At 68.1% G+C, this 24,872-nt stretch carries 19 protein-coding genes and 2 riboswitches; of the genes, 11 read left to right on the forward strand and 8 right to left on the reverse strand.

Going from position 1 to position 24,872, the window contains the following annotated elements; genetic code table 11:
- Positions 1–140: 140 nt before the first annotated feature.
- The 4 genes from RYM47_RS11325 to RYM47_RS11340 are packed head-to-tail and all read left to right on the forward strand — an operon-like array spanning position 141 to position 4,850.
- The gene (locus tag RYM47_RS11325) at positions 141–2,639 is read left to right on the forward strand and encodes a DNA topoisomerase I (RefSeq protein ID WP_315387972.1); all 2,499 of its coding nucleotides are present in this window, start codon (positions 141–143) and stop codon (positions 2,637–2,639) included.
- A gap of 12 nt (positions 2,640–2,651) precedes the next feature.
- The gene (locus RYM47_RS11330) at positions 2,652–3,212 is read left to right on the forward strand and encodes a Sua5/YciO/YrdC/YwlC family protein (RefSeq protein WP_315387973.1); all 561 of its coding nucleotides are present in this window, start codon (positions 2,652–2,654) and stop codon (positions 3,210–3,212) included.
- A 48-nt stretch (positions 3,213–3,260) separates the two neighbouring features.
- The gene (locus RYM47_RS11335; RefSeq protein WP_315387974.1) at positions 3,261–4,073 is read left to right on the forward strand and encodes a DUF4124 domain-containing protein; all 813 of its coding nucleotides are present in this window, start codon (positions 3,261–3,263) and stop codon (positions 4,071–4,073) included.
- A 33-nt stretch (positions 4,074–4,106) separates the two neighbouring features.
- Positions 4,107–4,850 (forward strand): DUF4124 domain-containing protein, encoded by a 744-nt coding sequence (locus RYM47_RS11340; protein ID WP_315387975.1) that lies wholly within the window; start codon positions 4,107–4,109, stop codon positions 4,848–4,850.
- Between the two features lie 2 nt (positions 4,851–4,852).
- On the opposite strand, the gene RYM47_RS11345 is transcribed toward RYM47_RS11340, so the two are convergent.
- The gene (locus RYM47_RS11345; RefSeq protein WP_070207606.1) at positions 4,853–5,629 is read right to left on the reverse strand and encodes an SDR family oxidoreductase; all 777 of its coding nucleotides are present in this window, start codon (positions 5,627–5,629) and stop codon (positions 4,853–4,855) included.
- Positions 5,630–5,767: 138 nt separating this feature from the next.
- On the opposite strand from RYM47_RS11345, the gene RYM47_RS11350 reads away from it, so the two are divergent.
- Complete coding sequence (locus RYM47_RS11350) at positions 5,768–5,983, forward strand: hypothetical protein (protein ID WP_315387976.1); 216 nt, start codon at positions 5,768–5,770, stop codon at positions 5,981–5,983.
- Between the two features lie 40 nt (positions 5,984–6,023).
- Here RYM47_RS11350 and sppA read toward each other — a convergent pair whose 3' ends face one another.
- The 4 genes from sppA to RYM47_RS11370 form a co-directional block, all read right to left on the reverse strand.
- Positions 6,024–7,928 (reverse strand): signal peptide peptidase SppA, encoded by a 1,905-nt coding sequence (gene sppA / locus RYM47_RS11355; protein WP_315387977.1) that lies wholly within the window; start codon positions 7,926–7,928, stop codon positions 6,024–6,026.
- A gap of 85 nt (positions 7,929–8,013) precedes the next feature.
- The gene (locus tag RYM47_RS11360; protein WP_315387979.1) at positions 8,014–9,375 is read right to left on the reverse strand and encodes an MATE family efflux transporter; all 1,362 of its coding nucleotides are present in this window, start codon (positions 9,373–9,375) and stop codon (positions 8,014–8,016) included.
- A 72-nt stretch (positions 9,376–9,447) separates the two neighbouring features.
- A complete protein-coding gene (locus RYM47_RS11365; RefSeq protein WP_315387980.1) occupies positions 9,448–10,002 on the reverse strand; it encodes a DUF3106 domain-containing protein in 555 nt (184 codons plus the stop codon).
- Entirely contained in the window at positions 9,995–11,005 is a 1,011-nt protein-coding gene (locus RYM47_RS11370; protein WP_315387982.1) for a hypothetical protein, read from the reverse strand. Before RYM47_RS11370 ends, RYM47_RS11365 begins: the two co-directional genes overlap by 8 nt.
- 436 nt (positions 11,006–11,441) lie before the next feature.
- Here RYM47_RS11370 and RYM47_RS11375 point away from each other — a divergent pair, with 436 nt between their 5' ends.
- A complete protein-coding gene (locus RYM47_RS11375; protein ID WP_315387984.1) occupies positions 11,442–13,628 on the forward strand; it encodes a primosomal protein N' in 2,187 nt (728 codons plus the stop codon).
- On the opposite strand, the gene RYM47_RS11380 is transcribed toward RYM47_RS11375, so the two are convergent.
- On the reverse strand, positions 13,625–14,245 hold the full coding sequence (locus RYM47_RS11380; RefSeq protein ID WP_315387986.1) for a glutathione S-transferase: 621 nt from the start codon (positions 14,243–14,245) through the stop codon (positions 13,625–13,627). The two genes, RYM47_RS11375 and RYM47_RS11380, sit on opposite strands and share 4 nt — an antisense overlap.
- A 153-nt stretch (positions 14,246–14,398) precedes the next feature.
- On the opposite strand from RYM47_RS11380, the gene RYM47_RS11385 reads away from it, so the two are divergent.
- Positions 14,399–15,679 (forward strand): NAD(P)/FAD-dependent oxidoreductase, encoded by a 1,281-nt coding sequence (locus tag RYM47_RS11385; RefSeq protein WP_315387987.1) that lies wholly within the window; start codon positions 14,399–14,401, stop codon positions 15,677–15,679.
- Between the two features lie 9 nt (positions 15,680–15,688).
- On the opposite strand, the gene RYM47_RS11390 is transcribed toward RYM47_RS11385, so the two are convergent.
- Positions 15,689–15,964, reverse strand: coding sequence for a GIY-YIG nuclease family protein (locus RYM47_RS11390; RefSeq protein ID WP_315387989.1), 276 nt, complete (start codon positions 15,962–15,964; stop codon positions 15,689–15,691).
- 44 nt (positions 15,965–16,008) lie between these two features.
- Positions 16,009–16,103: riboswitch (glycine riboswitch) on the forward strand.
- Positions 16,104–16,111: 8 nt separating this feature from the next.
- Positions 16,112–16,202: riboswitch (glycine riboswitch) on the forward strand.
- Between the two features lie 83 nt (positions 16,203–16,285).
- On the opposite strand from RYM47_RS11390, the gene RYM47_RS11395 reads away from it, so the two are divergent.
- The 4 genes from RYM47_RS11395 to RYM47_RS11410 all read left to right on the forward strand — a co-directional run bounded on the left by RYM47_RS11395 (position 16,286) and on the right by RYM47_RS11410 (position 24,435).
- On the forward strand, positions 16,286–16,903 hold the full coding sequence (locus RYM47_RS11395) for a trimeric intracellular cation channel family protein (RefSeq protein ID WP_315387991.1): 618 nt from the start codon (positions 16,286–16,288) through the stop codon (positions 16,901–16,903).
- 187 nt (positions 16,904–17,090) lie between these two features.
- Positions 17,091–18,242, forward strand: a complete 1,152-nt coding sequence (locus RYM47_RS11400) for an MdtA/MuxA family multidrug efflux RND transporter periplasmic adaptor subunit (RefSeq protein WP_315387993.1) — start codon at positions 17,091–17,093, stop codon at positions 18,240–18,242.
- Positions 18,239–21,319 (forward strand): MdtB/MuxB family multidrug efflux RND transporter permease subunit, encoded by a 3,081-nt coding sequence (locus RYM47_RS11405; protein ID WP_315388075.1) that lies wholly within the window; start codon positions 18,239–18,241, stop codon positions 21,317–21,319. Before RYM47_RS11400 ends, RYM47_RS11405 begins: the two co-directional genes overlap by 4 nt.
- Positions 21,316–24,435, forward strand: a complete 3,120-nt coding sequence (locus tag RYM47_RS11410) for an efflux RND transporter permease subunit (RefSeq protein ID WP_315387995.1) — start codon at positions 21,316–21,318, stop codon at positions 24,433–24,435. The genes RYM47_RS11405 and RYM47_RS11410 overlap by 4 nt, the downstream gene beginning before the upstream one ends.
- Here the strand turns inward: RYM47_RS11410 and RYM47_RS11415 are convergent.
- Complete coding sequence (locus RYM47_RS11415; protein WP_315387997.1) at positions 24,385–24,870, reverse strand: GNAT family N-acetyltransferase; 486 nt, start codon at positions 24,868–24,870, stop codon at positions 24,385–24,387. The two genes, RYM47_RS11410 and RYM47_RS11415, sit on opposite strands and share 51 nt — an antisense overlap.
- Between the last annotated feature and the right edge of the window lie 2 nt (positions 24,871–24,872).

The following is a 24,872-nucleotide window of genomic DNA, read 5'->3' on the forward strand; positions in this document are numbered from 1 at the left end:
TCTAGCAGGCGCAGAACCTGAACGCCCGGCGCATAACCGGGCGTTCAGCTTATGGAAATCGACGGCTGCCCTTCACTAATGCGGCCTTTTGCTCCACCCTAGCGCCCTCCCCCGGGCCGCTGCCCACAGAAATCAACGACATGCCCAAGCACCTGCTCATCGTCGAATCGCCCGCCAAGGCCAAGACGATCAACAAATACCTCGGCAAGGACTTCACCGTCCTGGCCTCGTATGGGCATGTGCGCGACCTGGTCCCGAAGGAAGGCGCGGTCGATCCCGACAACAACTTCGCGATGCGCTACGACCTGATCGACAAGAACGAGAAGCATGTCGACGCCATCGCCAAGGCCGCCAAGGGCGCCGACGACATCTTCCTGGCCACCGACCCGGACCGCGAGGGCGAGGCGATCAGCTGGCACATTGCCGAGATCCTGAAAGAACGTGGCCTGGTCAAGGACAAGCCGATGCAGCGCGTGGTCTTCACCGAGATCACCCCGCGCGCGATCAAGGAGGCCATGAACCAGCCCCGCGCCATCGCCAGCGACCTGGTTGACGCCCAGCAGGCGCGCCGCGCGCTGGACTACCTGGTCGGCTTCAACCTGTCCCCGGTCCTGTGGCGCAAGGTCCAGCGCGGCCTGTCCGCTGGCCGCGTGCAGAGCCCCGCGCTGCGCATGATCGTCGAGCGCGAGGAAGAGATCGAAGCCTTCATCGCCCGCGAATACTGGTCGATCGCCGCCGAGTGCGCGCACCCGTCGCAGCACTTCAATGCCAAGCTGATCAAGCTGGACGGGCAGAAGTTCGAACAGTTCACCGTCACCGACGGTGACACCGCCGAAGCCGCACGCCTGCGCATCCAGCAGGCCGCGCAGGGCTCGCTGCATGTCACCGATGTGGCCAGCAAGGAGCGCAAGCGCCGCCCGGCGCCGCCGTTCACCACCTCCACCCTGCAGCAGGAAGCCTCGCGCAAGCTCGGCTTCACCACCCGCAAGACCATGCAGGTGGCGCAGAAGCTGTATGAAGGCGTGGCGATTGGCGACGAAGGCACCGTCGGCCTGATCTCGTACATGCGTACCGACTCGGTGAACCTGTCGCAGGACGCGCTGGCCGAAATCCGCGACGTGATCGCCCGCGACTACGGCATCGCCTCGCTGCCGGACCAGCCGAACACCTACCAGACCAAGTCCAAGAACGCCCAGGAAGCGCACGAAGCGGTGCGCCCGACCTCGGCCCTGCGCACTCCGTCCCAGGTGGCGCGCTTCCTGACCGACGACGAGCGCCGCCTGTACGAGCTGATCTGGAAGCGTGCGGTGGCCTGCCAGATGATCCCGGCCACGCTCAACACCGTCAGCGTCGACCTCTCGGCCGGCAGCGAGCACGTGTTCCGTGCCAGCGGCACCACCGTGGTGGTGCCCGGCTTCCTGGCCGTGTACGAAGAAGGCAAGGACAACAAGAGCGCCGAGGACGAGGACGAAGGCCGCAAGCTGCCGGCGATGAAGCCCGGCGACCGCGTGCCGCTGGAACGCATCCAGGCCGAACAGCATTTCACCCAGCCGCCGCCGCGCTACACCGAAGCGGCGCTGGTGAAGGCGCTGGAAGAGTACGGCATCGGCCGTCCCTCGACCTACGCTTCGATCATCCAGACCCTGCTGTTCCGCAAGTACGTGGAAATGGAAGGCCGCAGCTTCCGCCCGTCCGACGTCGGCCGCGCAGTGTCCAAGTTCCTGTCCAGCCACTTCACCCGGTACGTGGACTACGACTTCACCGCCAAGCTCGAAGATGAGCTCGATGCCGTCTCGCGTGGCGAAGAAGAGTGGATCCCGCTGATGGCCCGTTTCTGGGAGCCGTTCAAGGAGCTGGTGGAAGACAAGAAGGAATCGGTCGACCGTGCCGAGGCCAGTGGCGCGCGCGAGCTCGGCACCGACCCGAAGACCGGCAAGCCGGTCAGCGTGCGCCTGGGTCGCTTCGGGCCGTACGCCGCCATCGGCAGCACCGCCGAGGATGCCGAGGAGAAGCCCAAGTTCGCCTCGCTGCGCCCCGGCCAGTCGATGCACACCATCTCCCTGGAAGACGCGCTGGAACTGTTCCTGATGCCGCGCGCGCTGGGTGAGGACAAGGGCGAGCCGGTCAGCGTCGGCATCGGCCGCTTCGGCCCGTTTGCCAAGCGCGGCAGCACCTATGCCTCGCTGAAGAAGGAAGACGACCCGTACACCATCGACCTGGCCCGCGCCGTGTTCCTGATCGAAGAGAAGGAAGAGATCGCGCGCAACCGGATCATCAAGGAATTCGACGGCAGCGAGATCCAGGTCCTGAACGGTCGCTTCGGCCCTTACCTGAGCGACGGCAAGATGAACGGCAAGATCCCCAAGGATCGCGAACCGGCGTCGCTGACCCTGGCCGAAGTGCAGCAGCTCATGGAAGAAACCGGCAAGCCGGTGCGCAAGGGCTTCGGCAAGAAGGCCGCCAAGAAGGTCGTGGCCAAGAAGGCCGCGGTGAAGAAAGAGCCGGCTGCGAAGAAGGCAGTGGTGAAGAAGGCGGCCGCGAAGAAGGCCCCGGCCAAGAAGGCGGCCAAGAAGGCCACGGCGAAGAAAGCCGCTACGAAGAAGGCGGCAACGAAGAAGGCTGTCAGCAAGAAGGCCTGACCGGTCGCGCCCATGAACGAGCTCACCGTCGATTCGGCTCTTCCCACCCTGCACGCTGGCGGGGTGGTCGCCTACCCCACCGAAGCCGTGTGGGGGCTGGGCTGCGATCCGGCCAATGAAGCCGCGGTGTTGAAGCTGCTGGACCTCAAACAGCGCCCGGTCGAGAAGGGCATGATCCTGGTCGCCGCCGACCTGGCCCAGCTGGACGGCTGGGTCCGGGTCGAAGCCCTGCCCGCCGACCGCCGGGCCGAGGTGCTGGCCAGCTGGCCCGGCGCGCACACCTGGATCCTGCCGGCAGGCCCGCGTGCACCGCGCTGGATCACCGGAGAACACACCGGCATTGCGGTGCGCATCAGCGCACACCCCCTGGTGGCCGCGCTGTGCCGTGCCTGGGACGGACCGCTGGTATCTACCAGCGCCAACCTGACCGGCCACCCGCCGGCACGCACCCGCGCCGAGCTGGATCCCGCACTGCTGGCCCTGCTGGACGGCTTGGTCGACGGCGCCACCGGTGGCCTGGCCCAGCCCACCCCGATCCGCGACGCGCTCACCGGGCAGGTGCTGCGCACGTGAGCTGCGGCGTTGTTTACGCGTGCACAGGCAAGGCTGCACACTGCGGCCATGCGCCCATCCCCTGCCCTCTGGTTGTTGCTCCTGCTGCCCGGTGTCGCCGCTCCGCTGGCGGCACAGGACACCAGCGTGCGGGTGTACCGCTGCGTGGGCAGCAACGGCGCGGTGTCGCTGCAGGATGCGCCCTGCCGTGACGGCCGCCAGGAAGTCCGCGAGATGCAGCGCCCGCGCGACCCCGCGCCACGGGTGGTGCGCAGCGACCGCACCCCCTCAACGCCGCCTGCCGCGCGCGAACGCGAAGTGCGCTACGTGCACGTGCAGCCGCCGCAGCCGATGTACGAATGCATCCGCGACGACGGCAGCCGCTATACCAGCGAAACCAGCGAGGGCAATCCGCGCTGGGTACCGGTGTGGACCAGCGCCTGGTTGCCCGGTCGCGGACCGGGCGGCATTCGTCCCGGACCTGGCCCGGGTCCAGGCCCCCGCCCCGATCCGCGTCCGCTTCCGCTTCCGCCTGTCGCACCGATGGGCAGCGGTTCGATCACCTCCAGCGGTGGTTCGCTGACCGTGCAGGGCGGTGGTTCGCGCGGCGGCGGCAGTTTCACCGTGGGCAGCGGCAGCACCCAGTGGCACACCGAAGGTTCGGCCTACCCGGGCACCTACCATGACGTGGTGGTCCCGGCCGGCAATGTGCTGGTGCGCGACCAGTGCCATCCCCTGCCGGCCAGCGAAGTGTGTTCGATCCTCAGCGACCGCCGCTGGGAGCTGGTGCGCCGTTACAACAGCGCGCTGCAGGGCGAACGCGACGCGATCAGCCGCGAACAGCGCGGCGTGGACGCGCGGCTCGACCGCGACTGCCGATAGGGCGGCCGGCCGCGTGCGTTGTATCCTGCGCGGATGAAACCCTGGTGGCTCCTGTTGCTGTGCGTGGCCTCGTCGGCAATGGCCGACGACGCAATCGTGTTCCGCTGTACCGACGCCGATGGCAACAGCACCGTGCAGGGCACGCCGTGCCCGGCCGGCAGCCACCAGGTCATGCAGCGCATGAACGCGGCGCCGTCGCGTGCCGAAGTGTCGGTGTCCAGCAGCATTACGCCGCCCGCAGCGGCTCCACCGCCGGTGGCACCCGTGGCAAGCGCGCCAACGGCGGCGGGCGACGCGCCCGCTGCGGTGCCCTCCTTTGTGCCCGGCAAGGCCCGGCCGGTCGAGCGCATCATTTCAGAGGCCTACGAAGTGCCCACCGGGACCGCGATCCTCGACACTGCCAACCTGCCCAAGCCCGGAGACGATGCAACTGCAGCGGCGACGGACAAGCCGCCGCTGCCGGAGATCTATCAGTGCCAGGCACAGGACGGTGGCCGCTACCTGCATGAGCGCGAGCCCGCGCCGCCGCACTGCCAGCTGCTGTCGGTCACCGCCCTGGGCGGGGTGACGCCGGTCAATGCCGCCAGCTGCGAAGTGATCCGCGACGCTTGCGAACCGATCGCCGAAGACCAGCGCTGCAACGCGTGGCAGCAGCGCTTCCGCGACGCACGCGGCCGCGAACGGTTCGCCTCGCCGGACAACGCAGCCGCTGCTGCGGCGGAACGCGCCCGCCTGCAGGCGGTGCTGGCTGAATCGGCCTGCGCGGTCCCTGGGTAGCCTCAGAACCCGTAACGCAGGAACCCGCCGTCCACCGCGATGCATTCGCCGGTGACATAGCTGGCCGCAGGCAGGCACAGGAAGCCCACCGCAGCGGCCACCTCTTCCGGCTCGCCGATGCGGCGCATCGGGGTACGGTCGATGACCTGCTCGTAATAGTCCGGGTCGGACAGCGGACCGGAGGTGCGGCGGGTACGGATGTACCAGGGCGCCACCGCGTTGACCCGGATGCCGTCTTCAGCCCACTCCACCGCCAGGTTGCGCGTCATCTGGTGCATGGCGGCCTTGGTCATGCCGTACACCGCGCCGCTGCGCACGTGGGTGAGGCCGGACACGCTGCCCACGTTGACGATCGCTGAGGCCGCATGGCGCGCGAGCAACGGGTGCGCATAACGCGACAGCTCGAAGGCGGAGAACAGGTTGGTTTCGAAGATGCCGCGCCATTCGTCTTCGGTGTACTCGGTGGCGGCCTTGGTGACGTTGCCGCCTGCGTTGTTGATCAGCAGGTGCAGGCCATCGCTGTGGTCTTCGACCCAATCGAGGATCTCACGGCGGTCTTCGTCGTCGGACACATCCGCGGCGAGGCCATGGATCTCACGGTCGGGGTAGGCATCGGCCAGCTCGTCGCGAGCCATTTCCAGCGCATCGGCGTCGCGCCCGACGATCAGCAGGTCGGCACCGAATCCCAGCAGTTCGTGCGCGATCGCCAGGCCGATCCCGGCACTGGCACCGGTGATCAATGCGGTCTGTCCATCCAGTCGCCAACGATGCGCGCTCACCTGCTTCTCCTGCATGGGGCCACGCCCCGGATCGAGCGGGCAGGATAGCCCGCACGCCGGTGCAGCGCACCCCGTCACACACGCCCGGCTGGAGCGGTGCGACACTGCGCGTTCCTGGGCTCGCCCCGCGAGGTTGCCATGTTGATCCGTATCGCCCTGCCGCTGATCGGCCTGTTGGTGCTGGGCGGCTGCAATCGCCCGGTGCCGCCGGATCCCGAAAAGCGCCCCGAACCCCAAGCCACCGCGCTGCGCGACGCCGTGCAGGGACCACTGGACAAGGCCAAGGCTGCGCGCGAAACACTGGAAAAGGCGCCGGATACACGCGCCGCGGATGACCCCGCCATCCAACCGTAGACAAAAAAAAACCCGGCTTCCGCCGGGTTTTTTTGATGTATCAGAAACCGCAGAAACAGTAGGCCAGTGCTTTCACCGGAGCACTGCCGCGCGGGTCGCGGGCGGCGTCTTCAACGAAGCGCAGCTGCGTGTCCACTTCCGGCATCGAACGGGCCAGCATGATCCGCGCCATGCCGGTTTCACCCAGCATCCAGGCACCGGCGCGGCTGCCGGCGAAGCCGCTCAGGAACTGTGCGAACGGTGTCGCCGCCTTCTCGATATAGCGCACGCGCACCTTGTCCGGACCGCCCAGCTTGGCGCGGTTGGCGGCATCGGCAATGGCGTCCTTCAAACCACCGAAGGCGTCGACCAGACCGCGCTCCTTGGCCTGCGCACCGCTCCAGACACGGCCACGGGCGACTTCATCCACCGCCTCGACCGGCTTGTTGCGCGCATCGGCCACCTTGCCAGTGAAGTCGGCATAGCCCTTGTTGATCACCGACTGGATCACCTGGCCCACGGCCGGGTCCATCGGGCGGGTGATGTCGAACGCACCGGCGAAACGGGTAGTGCCCACGCCGTCGGTATGCACGCCGATCTTGTCCAGCGAGCGCGACAGGTTCGGGATCATGCCGAAGATGCCGATCGAACCGGTGATGGTCGACGGGTCGGCATAGATGCGGTCGGCATTCATGCTGATCCAGTAACCGCCCGAAGCAGCCAGGTCGCCCATCGACACCACCACCGGCTTGCCGGCGGCCTTCAGCGCCACCACTTCGCGACGGATCTGCTCGGAGGCGAACACTTCGCCACCCGGCGAATCCACGCGCAGCACGACCGCCTTCACGTTGTCGTCGTCGCGCGCTTCGCGCAGCAGCGCCGAGGTCGACTCGCCGCCGATGCGGCCAGCCGGCAGGTCGCCGCCGGCGATTTCGCCCGAGGCCACCACCACGGCCACCTGTGGACGCGAATCCACCGGCGAACCGCGCATGTCGAGCTGGGCCAGGTAGCCGTCCAGGTTGACGCTGCGGAAGCCGCCGTCGGCGTCTTCGTCGGCCACGCCACGGTCGGCCAGCAGGTCTTCGACTTCCTCACGGGTCTTCAGGCCGTCCACCAGCTTCTGCTGCAGCGCGAACTTGGCCAGGTCGCCACCGGCGGCGGCGATCCCTTCGGGCATCGTATCGATGCCGGCCGCAAGCTGCGCGGCGTCCAGCTTGCGTGCCTTGGCGATGTCGGCCAGGTAGCGCTGCCACACATCGTTCATCCAGAACAGGTCGGCTTCCTTGGCCTGCGGCGAGGCGGCGTCCAGCACGTACGGTTCGGCCGCGGACTTGTATTCGCCCACTTTGAACAGGTGCACGTCCACGCCCAGCTTGTCCTGCAACCCGGTGCGGAAGTACTGGCGGTAACGGCCAAGGCCTTCCAGTACCACCCCACCCATCGGGTCGAGATAAATCTCGTCGGCCTGCGCGGCCAGCAGGTACTGCCACTGGCTCAGGTTGTCGGCGTAAGCCACGACCTGCTTGCCCGACGCACGCACGGCCTGCAGCGAGGCCGCCACTTCACGCATCGAAGCGAAGCCGCTGGGCTGCAGCTTGTCCAGCTGCAGGACGACCCGCTCGATCTTCTTGTCGTCTCGTGCCGCATCCAGCGCGCGGATCAGATCGCGCAGCTGCACTTCCTCGGCGCTGTTGTCGCCAATGGCCTTGGCGAGCGCACGGCTGACCGGGTCCGCACTGAACTGCTCGACCAGGCGGCCTTCCGGCGCGATCACCAGCGAGGTGCGGTCCTGCAGGGCACGGTTGCTGCTGGCGCCCTTGCCCATCGCCACCACGAACAGGACGAGGATCAGCAGCAGCAGGCCGAAGAACAGCAGGTTGAGGATCAGCCTGCGGGTAAAGTTCATCACATCCCACAGCCCGATGAAGAAGCTGGCGACAGGATTGCGACGCACGGGTTGGTTCATGGGGGAAACTCCAGTTGGCTTCTTGCCGTGGTACCAGCATAGCCGCTGCCGGACAGGCCGGCATCGGACACAAGTAAGGGGGCCGTCAGGCCAGGGTATTCCCGACACGGCGACTGCTGACCCGCAGCCGCCAGCCCATCAGGATCGCAGCGGCAGTCAGACCCAGGATCAGCCCCAGCCACATGCCCTGCGGCCCCATGCCCAGGCCCAGGCCGAGCCCGGCGCCGAGCGGCATGCCCAATCCCCAGTACGAGAACATGGCGATGAACATCGGCACGCGGGTGTCTTTCAGGCCGCGCAACGCGCCGGCCGAGAGTACCTGGATGCCGTCCGGGAACTGGAAGGCGGCCGCATACAGCAGCAGGGTCGACGCCAGCGCGGCCACGCCCATGTCGGCGGTGTACACGCCGACGATGGCGTCGTGCCCGAACAGCAGCACCAGCGCGGACAGTGTCTGGGTGCCCAGGATGATCAGCAGACCGGCAATCGACGCGCGCCGCACGCCCAGCCCGTTGCCGCTGCCCACCGCATGGCCCACGCGCACGGTGGTGGCTTCGGCCACGCCCATGGGAATCATGAAGCACAGCTGCGCCACGTTGATCGCAATCTGGTGCGAGGCCGCCTCGGTCGCGCCCAGGCGGCCGATCAGCAGCGCGGTGACGATGAACAGCCCGCCCTCCATCAGCACCGTGATGCCGATCGGCAGGCCGGTGCGCAGCAGGTCCCAGATCGCCGACCAACGTGGCAGTTCCAGGTGCGAGAACAGTTCGAGGTGGGCAAACCGCTTGGTTTTCCACAGGTAACCGGCAAAGCACAGGGCCTGGATCCACATCATGGTGGCCGACGCGATGCCCAGACCCTCGGCGCCCATTTCCGGGAAGCCCAGCTTGCCGTAGCACAGCACGTACCCCAGCGGCGCCAGCACCAGCAGGCCGCCGAAGCCGAGCAGCATGGTCGGCAGCGTCCAGTGCATGCCTTCGCTGAGGTAGCGCATGCAGAAGTACAGGGTGAGCGCCGGCCCGCCCCAGCGCACGGCATGCAGGAACGCGGTCGCGCCAGGCACGATGTCCGGCGCGATGCCGAACGCCGGCAGCAGCGGCGGCACCACCGTGAGGAAGGTGAACATGATCAGGCCCAGGCCCAGCGCCAGCCACAGCGCCTGGCGGAACAGCGGGCCGATCTCGCGCTCGCGGCCGGCGCCGTGCAGCTGCGAGACCGAGGCGGTGAGCGAGATCAGGGTGCCGATCGGAATCAGCATCGGCAGCCACAGCAGGGCGGTGCCGATGGTGACGGCGGCCAGGGTCTGGGTGCCGTGATGCCCGGCGATGACGTTGTCGACGAAGGAAATCAGGCCAGTGGAGATATGGCCGAGCACCAGCGGCAGCGCAAGCAGGCCGGTGGCACGCACTTCCCGGGAGAGGCGCGGCGTGGAGGTAACGGTAGACATGGGATCACAGACCGCAGACTACGGCAGCGCGCGAAGGGCACAGGCACCGGGTTGCGGGCGGCCATCTTACGCTTACCGCACTACATTTTCCCGCAGCCACGCATCACGGGCGGCCGGCGCCAGGCCCAGGAACTGGTCGCGCACGCGGTCGCGCTCCTGCGGCGGCGTGCGCTGGGCGATCAGGGTGAGCTGGGCCAGCTGGCCATCGTTGAGCTGGCGAAGGGCGGCCAGGGCGGGTTCGCGCTGTTCCACCGGCAGGTAGCCGAACAAGCCCTGCAGTTTGGGGAAGTGCTGGCCCAGCTGCGGGCCCAACCGCCAGCCGTCGCGGAACCGCTGGTCCTGTTCGTCGAAACGCGCACGCAGCGCCTGCTGCTGCGCCGCCGGCAGCGCGGCCACGCGGCGCGCGGCCTCGCGGATGCGGGTGCGCTCGGATTCCGGCAGCGCCTGCCACTGCGCGTAGCGGGTGCGCAGCTCGCGCAGCTGGGCCGGATCCAGCGCGGCCGGCGTTGCGGGAATCGCCGGTGCGGTGGTCGGAGTGGGAACGGGGGTGGGCAGCGGCAATGCCTGTGGCGCGGCATTCGCGCCAGCAGCTACGGCCATCAGGAGCAGCAGGATCGACTTATTCATCGGCGGCAGACGTCTCCAGGCCGGCGGCGGCAGGTTCGGGTCGGTTCGGTTGCGGCTGGGACTCGTCCACCGGCACCGGACCGCCGGCCGCGAACCAGGCATACAGATCGGCATCACGGGCCAGCATCAATTCGTGGTCGGCGAGCATGGCCGCATCGCTGGCGGCATGCGCGGGGTCGGCCGGCGCGGCCACCGGCAGGTCGTCGGCCGACAGCTGTTCCACGGCCACCGGGTCGGCGGTGGACACCGCGCCGTCGGGCACGCTCGCCTCGGGCGGGACAGCAGCCGGGCGATGCTTCCACCAGGCCGCGCCGCCCAGCAGCACACCGGTGGTGACCAGCAGGATCAACAGGCCTTTCCACACCGGCCGGCGGTTGCCCGGACGACGGCGCGCAGGGCTGCGGGGGGCCGCCTCGGCTGGCGCTGGCGCGCGCCACGAGGCCGCGCCCTTGTCCTTGCCCGGTGCCGGTACCGCAGCAGGCTGATGCAGCTGCTGCAGGCGGCTGGCCGGCAACTCGCGCAGGCGCTGCTGTACCTGTTCGGCCAGCGCGCGCCAGCCGGCGGCGTCCGGGTGGCCGTGTGCGTCGCGCGGGCAGGCCTCGGCCAGCGCCTGCTGGTAGTCGGCCACCGGCATGTCCAGGATCTGTGCGGCGGCGGCCTCGTCCAGCCCGCCACCGACCCGCAGCAGCAGGGCCAGGCGCGCCGGCGGGGCCAGCTGCGGCAGGTGCGACAGCTCCGGTGACCACTGCCCACCCGCGGCGGGAACGCGGATCGGGGTGCGGTGCGCCAGCAGGATCCAGAACCGGTCGGGCCATTGGGCCATCGGCACGTCGCTGGCAATCCCGGCGAACGCGCGCATGACCGCGACCAGGGCCTGTTCGGCAACGGTCGGGTCGCCGCACTGCAGCTCGGCAACGACCAGGGCACGGCGTTCAACGCCTCGCAGGAACGCGGACAGTGCGCCCGCTGCGTTAGAGGAAACAGGGGCGTTCACAGCCGTCATAGCAACTCCATCAAGTGCCGGAATGATAGCGAGTGCGTCCCCGGTCGGGCATGCCGATGCAGGCCGCAGGCGGGCTGACATACGCTGGGGAACGCTTGACAGCCGCGCAGGTTGTGCACAGCACCAACAAAAACGGCACAAAACCGGGGGGTGAAGCCCGCGTCACCCGTGTGTCAGCTTTGTTTCACAGCCATGCTGTTGATTTCATTGCATTTTGTTGTGTGGCTATTTTTTCACCAACACAGGTGTGATGGCGGAACTCCCTGACAATCAGCTCGGAGTTACGCACTCGCGCACAGACTTATCCACAGAAGATGTGGATAAGACCGAATCTCCAATAGCCACGGATATTTAGCCGGTATTTAGGTTCCACGGCCGGCTCCGGCAGGGGATTCTCTGACTGAACAGGCCGGTCCACGACCGTTACACTGGCCCGATGCTTTCCCCCGCCACTACGCCCATCCTGCAGGTCGTCCTGCCCGTGCCACTGCCGCAGTGGTTCGACTATGCCCCCCCGCTGGGGGAGCTGCCGGACCCGGGCATGGTTGGTCGTCGGCTGCGGGTCCCATTCGGGTCCCGCGAGCTGGTCGGCGTGGTGGCCGGAATCGGCACAGTGGCCGAGGGCACCACCCTTCGCACCGCAGTCGCCTGGCTTGATCCGGCCCCGCTGCTGGGCGGGGAACTCTGGTCGTCGCTGCAGTGGTTGTCGCGCTATACCCATGCGCCGTTGGGGGAGGTGGTCAGCACTGCCCTGCCCGCACCGTTGCGCAAGGGCGAACCCGTCCCCGACACCCATCGCTGGGGCTGGCAGCTCACCTCCGACGGCCAGGACCCGAAGCTGGAACTGCGCGCGGGTACCCGACCCCACCGCCTGGCCGAGCTGCTCGGCAACGGCAGTGTCGACGAGGACCTGCTGGACGAAGCACTGCATGACTGGCGCAGTGCCGCCCGCGCGCTCGCCAAGCGCGGTCTGGTCGAGCGCGTCGCGCTCGCGCACAGCGCCGCGTTGCCCAGTCTCCGTCCCGGTCCCTGCCCGAACGCGGAGCAGGCCGACGCGATCACGGCGATCACCGCGGGCAAGGGCTTCGGTGCATTCCTGCTCGATGGCGTGACCGGCAGTGGCAAGACCGAGGTGTACCTGCAGGCGATTGCGGCCTGCCTGGCGCGCGGCCGCCAGGCGCTGGTGCTCGTCCCCGAAATCGGGCTCACCCCGCAGACCCTGGCCCGCTTCCGCAGCCGCCTGGGCATCACCGTGCATGCGCTGCACTCGGGTTTGAACGACAACGAGCGTGCGCGGGTCTGGGCAGCAGCCGCGCGCGGCGAAGCGCAGGTGGTGGTGGGGACGCGCTCGGCCGTGTTCACCCCCCTGCCCAAAGCCGGCCTCATCGTGGTCGACGAAGAGCACGACGGCAGCTACAAGCAGCAGGACGGCATCCGTTACCACGCACGCGATTTCGCACTGGTGCGGGCAAAGGCGCTCGACATTCCCGTAGTCCTCGGCAGTGCCACGCCGTCGCTGGAGTCGCTGCACAACGCGCAGGCGGGCCGCTACACCCATCTGCGCCTGAAGCAGCGCGCCGGCGAGGCACGCCCGCCCACGGTGCGGGTGCTCGACGTGCGCAAGCGGCCGCTGAAGGACGGCCTGTCCCCGGAGGTCATGCAGGGTATCGAGCAGCACCTGCAGGCCGGCCACCAGGTGCTGGTATTCAAGAACCGTCGTGGCTACGCGCCGGTACTGCTCTGCCATGACTGCGGCTGGACCGCGCCCTGCAGGCGCTGCGATGCGCCGATGACAGTGCACGCCGGCGGGCGCCGCCTGCAGTGCCATCATTGCGGCGCACGCCAACCCGCACCGCTTGCCTGCCCGGACTGCGGCAGCCTGGCACTGCAGCCGCAGGGGATCGGCACCGAACGACTTGAAGAACATCTGGTCGAGGCGTTCGCCGACTACCCGGTGATCCGCATCGACCGTGGCACGACAAACCGGCGCGACGCATTGGAAAAGCAGCTGGCCACGTTGGGCGACCAGGCCGGCATCCTGGTCGGTACCCAGATCCTGGCCAAGGGCCACGACCTGCCCAGGCTGACCCTGGTGGTCGTAGTAGGGATCGACGAAGGCCTGTTCTCGGCCGATTTCCGCGCCAGCGAAAAACTGGCGCAGCAGCTGATCCAGGTGGCAGGGCGCGCCGGGCGCGCCACCGATCCCGGCGAGGTCTGGTTGCAGACCCACCATCCGGGCCATCCCTTGCTGGAAACGCTGGTGAACGGCGGCTACCACGCGTTCGCCGAGGCCGAGCTGCAGCAGCGCGAAGCCGCAGGCTTTCCGCCCTTCGCGCACCTGGCGCTGCTGCGCGCTGAAGCGCAGCAGGTGGAGCACGCCAACGCCATGCTCACGGGCGTGCGTGATCTGATCGCGCCGGACAGCCCGGTGGAACGGTTTGGTCCGATGCCGGCACCGATGCCACGCCGCGCCGGCTACCAGCGCACCCAGCTGCTGTTGTCGGCGCCGACGCGGCGCCCGTTGCATACGCTGCTGGACCAGATCATGCCGCAGGTCTACGCGTTGCCCCAGGCGCGGAAGGTGCGCTGGTCGCTGGATGTGGATCCGATGGATCTGTATTAGGTCAAGGGCGTCATCACCGCCTTGATGTACGCAGGGCGCTGTTGGAGCCGCTGGTACCACGCCTCCAGGTTCGGCAGCGATGGGCGCTGGATCGGCAGTTCGAACCACGCATAGACCAGCGCGCCCAGCGGAATGTCGCCCATCGCAAACGTCTCGCCCGACAGCCAGGGCTGCCGCTCCAGCGTGGCATCGGCCATGGCCAGCAGTTCACCGGCGCGCACCACGGCCGCACCGATGCGGGCCTCGTCGCGGTTGGCCGGTGCGGTGCGCATGATCCCCCAGATCAGTTCGCTGTACAGCGGCGCCATCCGTGAGGTGCTCCAGTCCATCCACTTCTCGGCCTGGGCGCGGGCCATCGCGTCTTCCGCGTAAAGCGTGCCCAGCGCGTAGCGCGCGCTCAGGTAGCGCACGATGGTGTTGGATTCCCACAGCGGCAGGCCCTGGTCTTCGATCACCGGCACCAGTCCGTTGGGATTCATCGCCACGTACTCGGGCGACTGCGTACCACCGAACGGGCCACCGACTTCGATGGCCTCGTACGGCAGGCCGATTTCCTCTGCGCACCACAACACCTTGCGCACGTTGCTGGAATTTTGCCGGCCCCAGATCTTCAGCATGTTGGTTTCCTGATCATTGAAGTGCGCCGCTACGATACGCCGATGGCCTTACCGCCGCGATGGCCGCTGAATCGGAGTGCGGGCATCCACGTGGCGGTGCAGCCCGGCATGCGACGATGCGGGCATTGGAATCGACCCTTCAGGAGCGTCTGCATGACACGCGATCCCCTGCCCCACCTGGTCATCATTGGTGGTGGCTTCGCCGGCCTCTGGGCCACCCGTGCGCTCGCCAGCGCCCGCGTCCGCATCACCCTCGTGGACCGTCGAAACCACCATCTGTTCCAGCCGCTGCTGTACCAGGTCGCCACCGCCGGCCTGTCCGCACCCGACATCGCCGCACCGCTGCGCCATATCCTGGGCGAGCAGCGCAACGTGGAGGTACGACTGGGCGAAGTCACCACCATCGACAAGCACGCCCGCCAGATCACCCTGGCCGACGGCAGCACGCTCGGGTACGACACGTTGATGCTGTGCACCGGCGCCACCCATGCCTACTTCGGGCACGACGAGTGGGCCGCCGATGCGCCCGGCCTGAAGACCCTGGACGATGCCATCGCGCTGCGCCGCAAGCTGCTGCTCGCCTTCGAGCGTGCCGAGGCCGAGCCGGACCCGGCACGCAAGGCCGCCTGGCTCAGCTTCGCGGTGGTGGGTGGCGGCCCGACCGGCGTCGAACTCGCCGGCACTTTGGCCGAAATTGCCCGGCATACCCTGCGCAATGAATTCCGCCACATCGACCCGGCAAGCGCCAAGGTGCGGCTGGTGGAAGCAGGCCCGCGCGTGCTGTCCAGCTTCCCCGAGGTGCTCTCGCTCAAGGCACGCCGCCAGCTGGAAAAGCTCGGTGTGGAAGTGCTGACCGGCACGCCGGTGAGCAACATAAATGGCGACGGCTTCCAGCTCGGCGAACAGTTCATCGCCGCGCGGACGGTGGTCTGGGCCGCAGGTGTGGCGGCCTCGCCGCTGGCACGCACGCTGGAGGTGCCGCTGGATCGCGCCGGGCGCGTGCCGGTACAACCGGACCTCACCGTGGCCGGACACCCCGAGATCTTCGTCGCTGGCGATCTGGCCGCGCTGCAGCAGGCCGATGGACGCCCGGTACCGGGCGTGGCACCGGCGGCCAAGCAGATGGGCAAGCATGTGGCGGCCACCGTGCGTGCGCGGCTTGAGGGCAGGCAGGCCCCCGGACCGTTCAAGTACCAGGACTTCGGCAACCTGGCCACGATCGGGCGCATGGCCGCCATCGTGCACCTGGGCCGGCTGCAGTTGTCAGGCGTGCTGGCCTGGTGGTTCTGGCTCGCCGCGCACGTGTTCTTCCTGATCGGTTTCCGCAACCGGATCGTCGTGCTGCTCAACTGGGCAGTGGCGTACTGGAGCTACCAGCGGAGCGCGCGGATCATCTTCGGCGACGACCAGGAAGATCGCCGTCCCAGGCCTTGAGCCGCACGCTCAGGGCTGTTCGGCGTGGCCGGACTGCAGCCATGCCAGCTTGCGCTCGCGTGGTTGTTTCTTGAGTGCCCACTCGGCCTTCGACGCCGCCGCCCGGTCAGGATAGGCGCGCACGGCCAGCACCTTCAGCGGCGGATTGGCGCGGGTGTAGCGCGCGCCCTTGCCGCACAGGTGGGCCTGGAAACGCGCTTCCACGTCATTGCTGATGCCGGCGTAATAACTGCCGTTGCGGCATTCGAGCAGGTACACGTACCAGAGGGTGGGTTCAGCGGGCATACCGGGATTATCCACCGGCGCGGCTGCGCCGGCTGCTAGAATCCGTCCCGGATGCAGGAGAGTGGCGCCGCGCTGGCGCCCGCCGAAGGCGCAGGCTCCCATAATCGCTCAGGCCGGTGGCTCGATACGCCACCAACCATGCATCCAACACGCCGATCTGGAGAGAGGTCTTCAATGACCCGCCGAAGGGGCACGTGGCCTGGCCACTGAACTCTCAGGCAAAAGGACAGCGGGAGCGGCAACGGAATCCCACCCCACGACAGTGCTGCGGCGCTGGCGCGTGCGCGTTTCCGTCCCCGCCTGCCCCTCCGGAGCCGCTGCATGCTGCTGTCCATCATCTACCTCATCGCCATTTCCGCCGAAGCCATGACCGGTGCCCTGTCGGCAGGGCGACGGCGCATGGACCTGTTCGGCGTGGTCATCATCGCCTGCGTCACTGCGCTGGGCGGCGGCTCGTTGCGCGACATCGTGCTGGGCCATTACCCGCTGGGGTGGGTGAAACATCCCGAGTACCTCGGCTTCACCATCTGTGCCGCGCTGATCGCTACCTGGGTAGCGCGCTGGATGCACCATTTCCGTCGCACCTTCCTGGTGCTGGACGGACTGGGCCTGATCGCGTTCACCCTGATTGGCTGCGCGGTGGCGCGCGATGGCGGCCACTCCGTGCCGATCGTGCTGATCGCCGGCATGCTGACCGGCGCGTTCGGCGGCGTGCTGCGCGACGTGCTGTGCAACGAAGTGCCGCTGATTTTCCAGAAGGAACTGTACGCGGTGATCACCCTGCTCACCGGCGCAGCCTGGCTCGGCCTGTTGGAACTGGGCGTGTCGCTCAATGCCGCAACGCTGTGGTGCCTTGGCGGCGGCTTCGCGTTCCGACTGCTGGCGATCCACTACAAATGGGAAATGCCGAAGTTCGTCTATCGGGACGAAGTGCATTGAGAGCATGACCAAGGTCATGCGAAGCGCGGCCGCGCGGACCTGTATCATGGCGCTCCCGTTCTCCGCGAACGGCATCCAGCCAAGCGACGGCATCGACCGTCGCCCTGCCAGACACCTCCTCCCCCGCTGACCGGCCACTGATCGGGCCGGCCCCATGGACGCACCACGCCTTGCGAGGGTGCGCAGGATGCGTATGTTTGCTTCGTTGCCCCCGCCGTCGAACCGCCGCCGTCTGCTTAAGGCGCTTTTTGTTACCGCTACCTTGGGCGTGCTTGCGGTGGTCGGCTGGAAACTCCTCCGGCCCGCCGCCGATGCCGGCGCCGGCCGTGGCCCGCAGGCAACCCCGGTGCGGGTCGCGCCGGCCATGCGCGAAGACCTGGTGGTGCGCCTGAAGGCGCTGGGTACGGTCACCCCGCTGCACACGGTCAGCCTGCGCAGCCGCGTGGACGGTGAGCTGCTGCGGCTGGCCTTCCGCGAGGGCCAGCATGTCAACGCGGGCGACCTGATCGCCGAGATCGATCCGCGCCCGTTCCAGGTACAGCTGGCGCGCGCCCAGGGCACGCAGCAGCAGAACCTGGCCGAGCTGGACAATGCCGAGAGCCAGCTCAAGCGATACGTGGAGCTGCAGCGCCAGAACTACGTGTCGGCGCAGGAGCTCAACGACCAGCAGAGCAAGGTGCGCCAGCTGCTGGGCCGTCGCCAGACCGACCAGGCCGCGGTGGATGAAGCACGCCTGCAGCTGCAGTACACCCGTATCACCGCGCCGGTGTCCGGGCGCATGGGCCTGCGCAACGTGGACGTCGGCAACCTCGTGCGCAGCGGCGACACCGAGCCGCTGGCCACCATCACCCAGACCACGCCGATCAGCGTGCTGTTCACGGTGCCTGAAACCGACCTGCCGGCGGTAGTGGCCGCGGTGCGGGCCACCCCGGCGCTGACCGTGGAAGCCTGGGACCGCGACGAACGCCACGCGCTGGGCAACGGCGTGCTGTCGAGCCTGGACAACCGCATCGATACCAGTACGGGCACGCTGAAGCTGCGCGCGCAGTTCGACAATGCCGACGAAGCCCTGTTCCCGAACCAGTTCGTCAACGTGCGCCTGCAGGTCAGCAGCAGCGACGCGGTGGTGATTCCCAATGCGGCGGTGCAGTTCGGCAGCAAGGGCACCTACGTGTACGTGATCGGTCCGACATCCACCTCACACCTGCGCAACGTGGTGCTGGGCCCGGCCGACGGCGAACGTGTTGCGGTGCGCGAAGGGCTCAAGGCCGGCGAGCGGGTCGTGGTGGAAGGCATCGACGGACTGCGCGAGGACGCGCCGGTGGAGATCATCCCCTGAACCTCTCGCGTCCCTTCATCGAACGTCCGGTCGCGACCACGCTGTTGATGGTGGCGCTGCTGCTGTCCGGCATCCTGGCCTACCGCCTGCTGCCGGTGGCCGCGCTGCCGCAGGTGGACTATCCGATCATCCAGGTCACCACGTTGTACCCGGGCGCAAGCCCGGGCGTGACCACCAGCGCGGTCACTGCGCCGCTGGAGCGCCAGCTCGGGCAGATTCCCGGGCTGAAGCAGATGTCCTCGACCAGTTCCGGTGGCGCTTCGGTGATCACCCTGCAGTTCACCCTGGACGTGGCGCTCGCCGTGGCCGAACAGGAAGTGCAGGCCGCGATCAACGCCGCCGGAAGCCTGCTGCCCGACGACCTGCCGGTACCGCCGGTGTATCGCAAGGTGAATCCGGCCGACACGCCGATCCTGACCCTGGCAGTGACCTCGCAGGGCCTGTCGCTACCGCAGGTGCACGACCTGGTGGACACGCGCATGGCCCAGCGGCTGTCGCAGCTCCCCGGCGTGGGCTTGGTCAGCCTGGCCGGCGGGCAGCGCCCGGCGGTGCGCATCCAGGTCAATCCGTCGGCGCTGGCCGCCAACGGGCTGAGCATGGCGCGCATCCGCGAGGCGATCGGCGCGGCCAACGTCAACCTGCCCAAGGGCAGCTTCGATGGTCCGACCCGCGCGATCATGCTCGATGCCAACGACCAGATGCGTTCGGTCGAGGAGTACCGCGCGTTGATCCTGGCCTACCGGGATGGCGCGCCGCTGCGCCTGGGCGACGTGGCCCGGATTGAAGACGGTGCCGAGAACCGCCAGCTGGCGGCGTGGTCCGGGCGCACCCCGGCGGTACTGGTCAACATCCAGCGCCAGCCCGGTGCCAACGTGATCGCCGTGGTCGACCAGGTGCGCACCCTGCTGCCACAGTTGCAGGCCTCGCTGCCCAAGGGCGTGGACGTGGCCGTGCTGAGCGATCGCACCGAATCCATCCGCGCCTCCATCCGCGGGGTGCAGCACGAGCTGGTGATCGCCATCGCGCTGGTGGTGATGGTGACGTTCGTGTTCCTGCGCAACGTGCCGGCCACGATCATCCCCAGCATTGCAGTGCCGCTGTCGTTGGTGGGCACGTTCGGGGTGATGCTGCTGGCCAGGTTCTCGCTCAACAATCTCACGCTGATGGCGCTGACCATCGCCACCGGCTTCGTGGTCGACGATGCGATCGTGATGCTGGAAAACATCGCCCGCCACCTGGAGCGTGGCGAGACCCCGCTGCAGGCGGCGCTGAAAGGCGCGCGCCAGGTTGGCTTCACGCTGATCTCGTTGACCCTGTCGCTGATCGCGGTGTTGATCCCATTGCTGTTCATGGCCGACGTGGTCGGCAAGCTGTTCCACGAGTTCGCCATCACGTTGGCGGTGGCGATCGGTATCTCGCTGGTGGTGTCGCTCACCCTCACCCCGATGATGTGCGCGCGTTTCCTGAAGCACGGGCACGACACGCCGAACCGCCGCGACCCGTTCGATCGCGTGGTGGCGATGTACGACCGCCAGCTGCACTGGGTGCTGCAGCGCCAGCCGTTGATGCTGGGCGCCACCGTCGCGACCCTGCTGCTGACCGCGCTGCTGTACGTGTGGGTGCCCAAGGGCTTCTTCCCGGTACAGGACGCCGGGCTGATCCAGGGCATCAGCGAGGCGCCGCAGTCGATCTCGTTCCAGGCAATGGCGCAACGCCAGCAGGCCCTCGCCGACGCGCTCCTGCAGGACGAAGACGTGGCCAGCCTGTCGTCCTACATCGGCGTGGATGCCAGCAATGCCACCCTCAACAGTGGGCGGCTGCTGATCGAACTCAAGCCGCACGCGCAGCGCAACGCCGACGCGCAGGCCATCATCGCGCGCATGCAGCAGCGGGTGGCGCAGATTCCAGGGATCACGCTGTACCTGCAGCCGGTGCAGGAGCTGGGCATCGAAGACCGGATCAGCCGCACCCAGTACCAGTTCACCCTGACCAGTCCCGACAGCGATGCGCTGGCGCGGTGGACGCCGACGCTGCTGGAGCACCTGCAGGGGCAGGCGGCGCTGCGCGACGTGGCCAGCGACCTGCAGGACCGGGGCCTGCAGGCGCACGTGGTGATCGACCGCGCGGCCGCCGCGCGCCTGGGGATGAGCGTGGATGCGGTGGCCGATGCGCTGTACGACGCGTTCGGGCAGCGCCAGATCTCCACCATCTTCACCCAGGCCAACCAGTACCGGGTGGTGCTGGAGGCGCGGCCGGATGCCGCGCTGGGTCCTGACGCCATTGCCCGCCTGCACGTCGCCGGCGCCGACGGTGCGCAGGTCCCGCTGGCCGGCATCGCGCGCATCGAACAGCGTCCGGCGCACCTGTTGATCAACCACGTTGGCCAGTTCCCGGCGGTGACGGTGTCGTTCAACCTGGCCGACGGCGCGTCGCTGGGCGAAGCGGTGGCGGCCATCGAAGGCGCACGCGCGGTGATCGGCCTGCCTGCTGCGGTGGAACTGCGCCTTCAGGGCGCTGCCGATGCGTTCCGCGCGTCGCTGTCGAGCACGCTGTGGCTGGTCCTGGCTGCGGTGGTGGTGATGTATCTGGTGCTGGGCGTGCTGTACGAGAGCTTCATCCATCCGATCACCATCCTTTCAACCCTGCCGTCGGCCACGGTAGGCGCGCTGCTCGCCCTGCTGCTGAGCGGACGCAGCCTGGACCTGATCGCGGTGATCGGAATCGTGCTGCTGATCGGGCTGGTCAAGAAGAACGCGATCATGATGATCGACTTCGCGCTGGAGGCCGAGCGCGAGCACGGCATGGCCCCGCGCGAGGCGATCCACCAGGCTGCGCTGCTGCGTTTCCGACCGATCCTGATGACCACCCTGGCCGCCCTGTTCGGCGCGGTTCCATTGATGCTGGCCAGTGGTTCCGGCGCGGAACTGCGCCAGCCACTCGGCTGGGTGATGGTGGGCGGGTTGATCGTCAGCCAGGTGCTGACCCTGTTCACCACGCCGGTGATCTACCTGTTCTTCGACCGCTTCCGCCGCCGCGCCCACACGGTGGACGATGGCGTGGCCGGGGCACAGGCGTGAGCCCGCTGTCGCAGGCGATCAGCTGGTTCGTGCGGCACCCGGTGGCGACCACGCTGCTGTCGGTGGCCGTGGTGTTGGCCGGGCTGCTGGGGCTGCGCATGTTGCCGGTGGCGCCGCTGCCGCAGGTGGACTACCCGGCCATCAACGTGCGCGCCAGCCTGCCCGGTGCCAGCCCCGAGTCGATGGCTGCCAACGTGGCCACGCCGCTGGAGCGGGCGCTGGGCAGCATTCCCGGCCTGACCCGGATCGACTCGGCCAGCACCCAGGGCTCGACCCAGGTCGAGCTGCAGTTCGCACTCGGGGTGGACGTGGACAGCGCCGCGCGCGACGTCCAGGCCGCCCTCAATGCCTCACGCGCGCAGTTGCCCAGCGGCATGCCGGGCATGCCCGAGTACAACAAGGTCAATCCGTCGCAGGCGCCGATCCTCGCCCTGGCGCTCAGTTCCGACAGCCTGTCGCCGGGGCAGATCTACGACGTGGCTTCAACCGTGATCGCGCAGAAGCTGGCGCAGATTCCCGGCGTGGGCGAAGTGCAGGTGGGCGGTAGTTCGTTGCCTGCGGTGCGGGTGTCGCTGGATCCGACCGCGCTCAACCATCTTGGCATCGCGCTGGACGATGTGGCGGCTGCAATCCGTACTGCGAATGCACTAAAGCCGCTTGGCGACGTGGCCAGCAGCACGCAGCAGTGGCAGGTGGAGGCCAGCCTGCAGCTGCGTACCGCCGCCGAGTACCGCCGCCTGATCGTTGCGACGCGCGATGGGCGACCGGTCTACCTGGAAGACGTGGCTGCAGTCAGCGAAGGCGTCGAGGACCGCTACGCCAGCGGTTTCCACAACGACCGGGCGGCCGTGCTGCTGATCGTCAGCCGGCAGCCGGACGCCAACATCATCGAAACCGTGGACGCGATCAACGCGCAGATGGAAACGCTGCAGGCGTTGCTGCCGGCCAGCATCGACATGCACCTGGTGATGGACCGCTCGCCGGTGATCCGCGCCACGTTGCGCGAGGCCGAACTGACCCTGCTGCTCGCGATTGCGCTGGTGGTCCTGGTAGTGCTCGGGTTCCTCGGCCACTGGCGCGCGGCGCTGGTCCCGACGCTGGCCATTCCAGTGTCGCTGCTGGGCGCGCTGGCGGTGATCGCGCTGCTGGGCTTCTCGCTCAACACGCTGTCGTTGATGGCGTTGATCGTTGCGGCGGTGCTGGTGGTGGACGATGCCATCGTGGTGCTGGAGAACGTCGCCCGCCACCGCGAGCTGGGCGCGTCGCTGCTGCAGGCGGCGCTGCGCGGTGCCGGCGAGGTCGGCGCCACGTTGCTGTCGATGAACATCGCGCTGGCCGTGGTATTCGTCTCGATCCTGTTCCTGGACGACTTCGTGGAACGACTGTTCCGCGAGTTCTCGCTCACCTTGGTCGCAGCGATGGCCGTGTCGCTGCTGGTATCGCTCAGCTTGACCCCGATGCTGTGCGCGCGCCTGCTGGGCACGCCGCGCGTGCCTGGTAGCGGCACCAGGCTGCAGCGCGCGGGGACGGCAGCGTTCGAGCGGCTGCGCGCGGCCTACGTCCATGGGCTGCAGCAGGTGCTGCGACGTCCAGCGGTCCCGCTGCTGCTGTTCGCTGCCGTGATCGGTCTCAATGTGCTGCTGTTCCAGCAGGTGCCCAAGGGCATCGTGCCCAAGCAGGACACCGCGCAGCTGCGCGGCTTCGCGCGCGGCGACGACGGGCTGTCGTTCCAGGTGATGCAGCCCAAGATCGACGCCTACCGCAAGCTGTTGTTGGCCGACCCGGCGATCAGCGACATCATCGGCTACATCGGCGGGCGCAACGGGGTGAACAACGCTTTCATCATGATCAAGATGAAGCCACTGTCCGAGCGCGGGGTGTCAAGCCAGCAGGTCATCGACCGGCTGCGCACCAACCTGCCGAAGATTCCCGGCGGCGGCCTGTTCCTGTGGGTGGACCAGGACATCAAACTGGAAGGCGGTGGCGACAGCGGCCAGTACGAGTTCCAGCTGCTCGCCGCCGACCTTGCACCGCTGCGCGAGTGGGCGCCCAAAGTCAGCGAGGCACTGCGTGCGCTCCCGGAGCTGGTGGACGTGGAATCGCAGGGCGACCAGGGCATGCGCCAGGTGGTGCTGCAGATCGATCGCGACGCCGCCGCCCGCCTGGGCGTGGACATGCGCATGATCGCCTCGGTGCTCAACAACGCCTTCAGCCAGCGACAGGTAGCCACGCTGTATGACGCGCTCAACCAGTACCGGGTGGTGATGGAGCTGGACCCCCGCTACACGCAGGATCCCTCCACGCTCGATCAGATCCATGTGATCGGCAGCGACGGGCAGCGACTTCCGCTCTCTGCAGTGGCGCGCTGGGACTACGGCATGGCACCGGACCGGATCTACCACAGCCAGCAGTTCGCTTCGATCTGGATCGAGTTCGCGCTGGCCCCCGGTGTAAGCCTGGACCAGGCAGTAAAGGCGGTTGACCGCGCCATGGCCGGGATCATGCTGCCCTCCCACGTGCAGGCCAGGCTCAGTGGCGAGGCCGGTGGGCTGGACGCGCTGCGCGGCCGCCAGCTATGGCTGGTGCTGGGCGCGATGCTGGCGGTGTACCTGGTGCTGGGCATTCTTTACGAGAGCGCGGTGCTGCCGCTGGCCATCCTCTCCACCCTGCCCTCGGCCGGGGTGGGCGCGCTGCTGGCGCTGATGGCATTCGGCAACGAGTTGAACCTGATCTCGTTGCTGGGCCTGTTCCTGCTGGTGGGGGTGGTGATGAAAAACACCATCCTGATGATCGACTTCGCACTGTCGGCCGAACGTGTCCGACTGCTCACAGCGCACGACGCGATTATCGAAGCGGCCCGGCTGCGCTTCCGCCCGATCCTGATGACCAGCGTGGCTGCCCTGCTGGGCACGCTGCCACTGATGCTCGCCACCGGCGAAGGCTGGGAAATGCGCCAGCCGCTGGGCATCGCCATCGTGGGCGGGTTGCTGGTCAGCCAGTGGCTGACCCTGTACACCACCCCGGCCATCTACCTGGCGCTGTCGCGGCTGCGCAGCGCACCCTCATCACCCCACCCTGGGGAGCGGCAGCATCATCGTGAGCGGATGGAGGGGTGAAACGATGAACCCGTGTTTCAGGTAGAACGCCTTTGCTGCGTCGTCGACCGCATGGCAGAGCAACGCACGTGCCCCGACCTGACCGCAGGCCTGCAGCGCGCGCAGCACGGCATCTTTCAGCAGGCCCTGGCCGATCCCCTGCCCGGCACATTCCGCATGTACTGCCAGCCGCCCCAGCACGATGACCGGTATCGGATCAGGCATGTTGCGACGGATCCTGCCCGGGGCGGCGTCGTGCGATATCGCGCCGGCGGAGAGTGCGTAGTAGCCGACCACGCGTTGCTGCTCGTCAATGCAGACAAAGCATCGCGAAGCGCCCGATGCCTGGTTCTGGTGCGCGCGTTCGAGCAGCCATCGGGTCAGCGAAGGGGCGCTGCAGCGGAAGCCATCAAGCAGATGCTCCGCGTGCAGCGGTACGGGAGCGGAGAGCCGCAAGG

Origin of the sequence: uncultured Stenotrophomonas sp., from assembly GCF_963519125.1 — a bacterium.
GTDB lineage: Bacteria > Pseudomonadota > Gammaproteobacteria > Xanthomonadales > Xanthomonadaceae > Stenotrophomonas.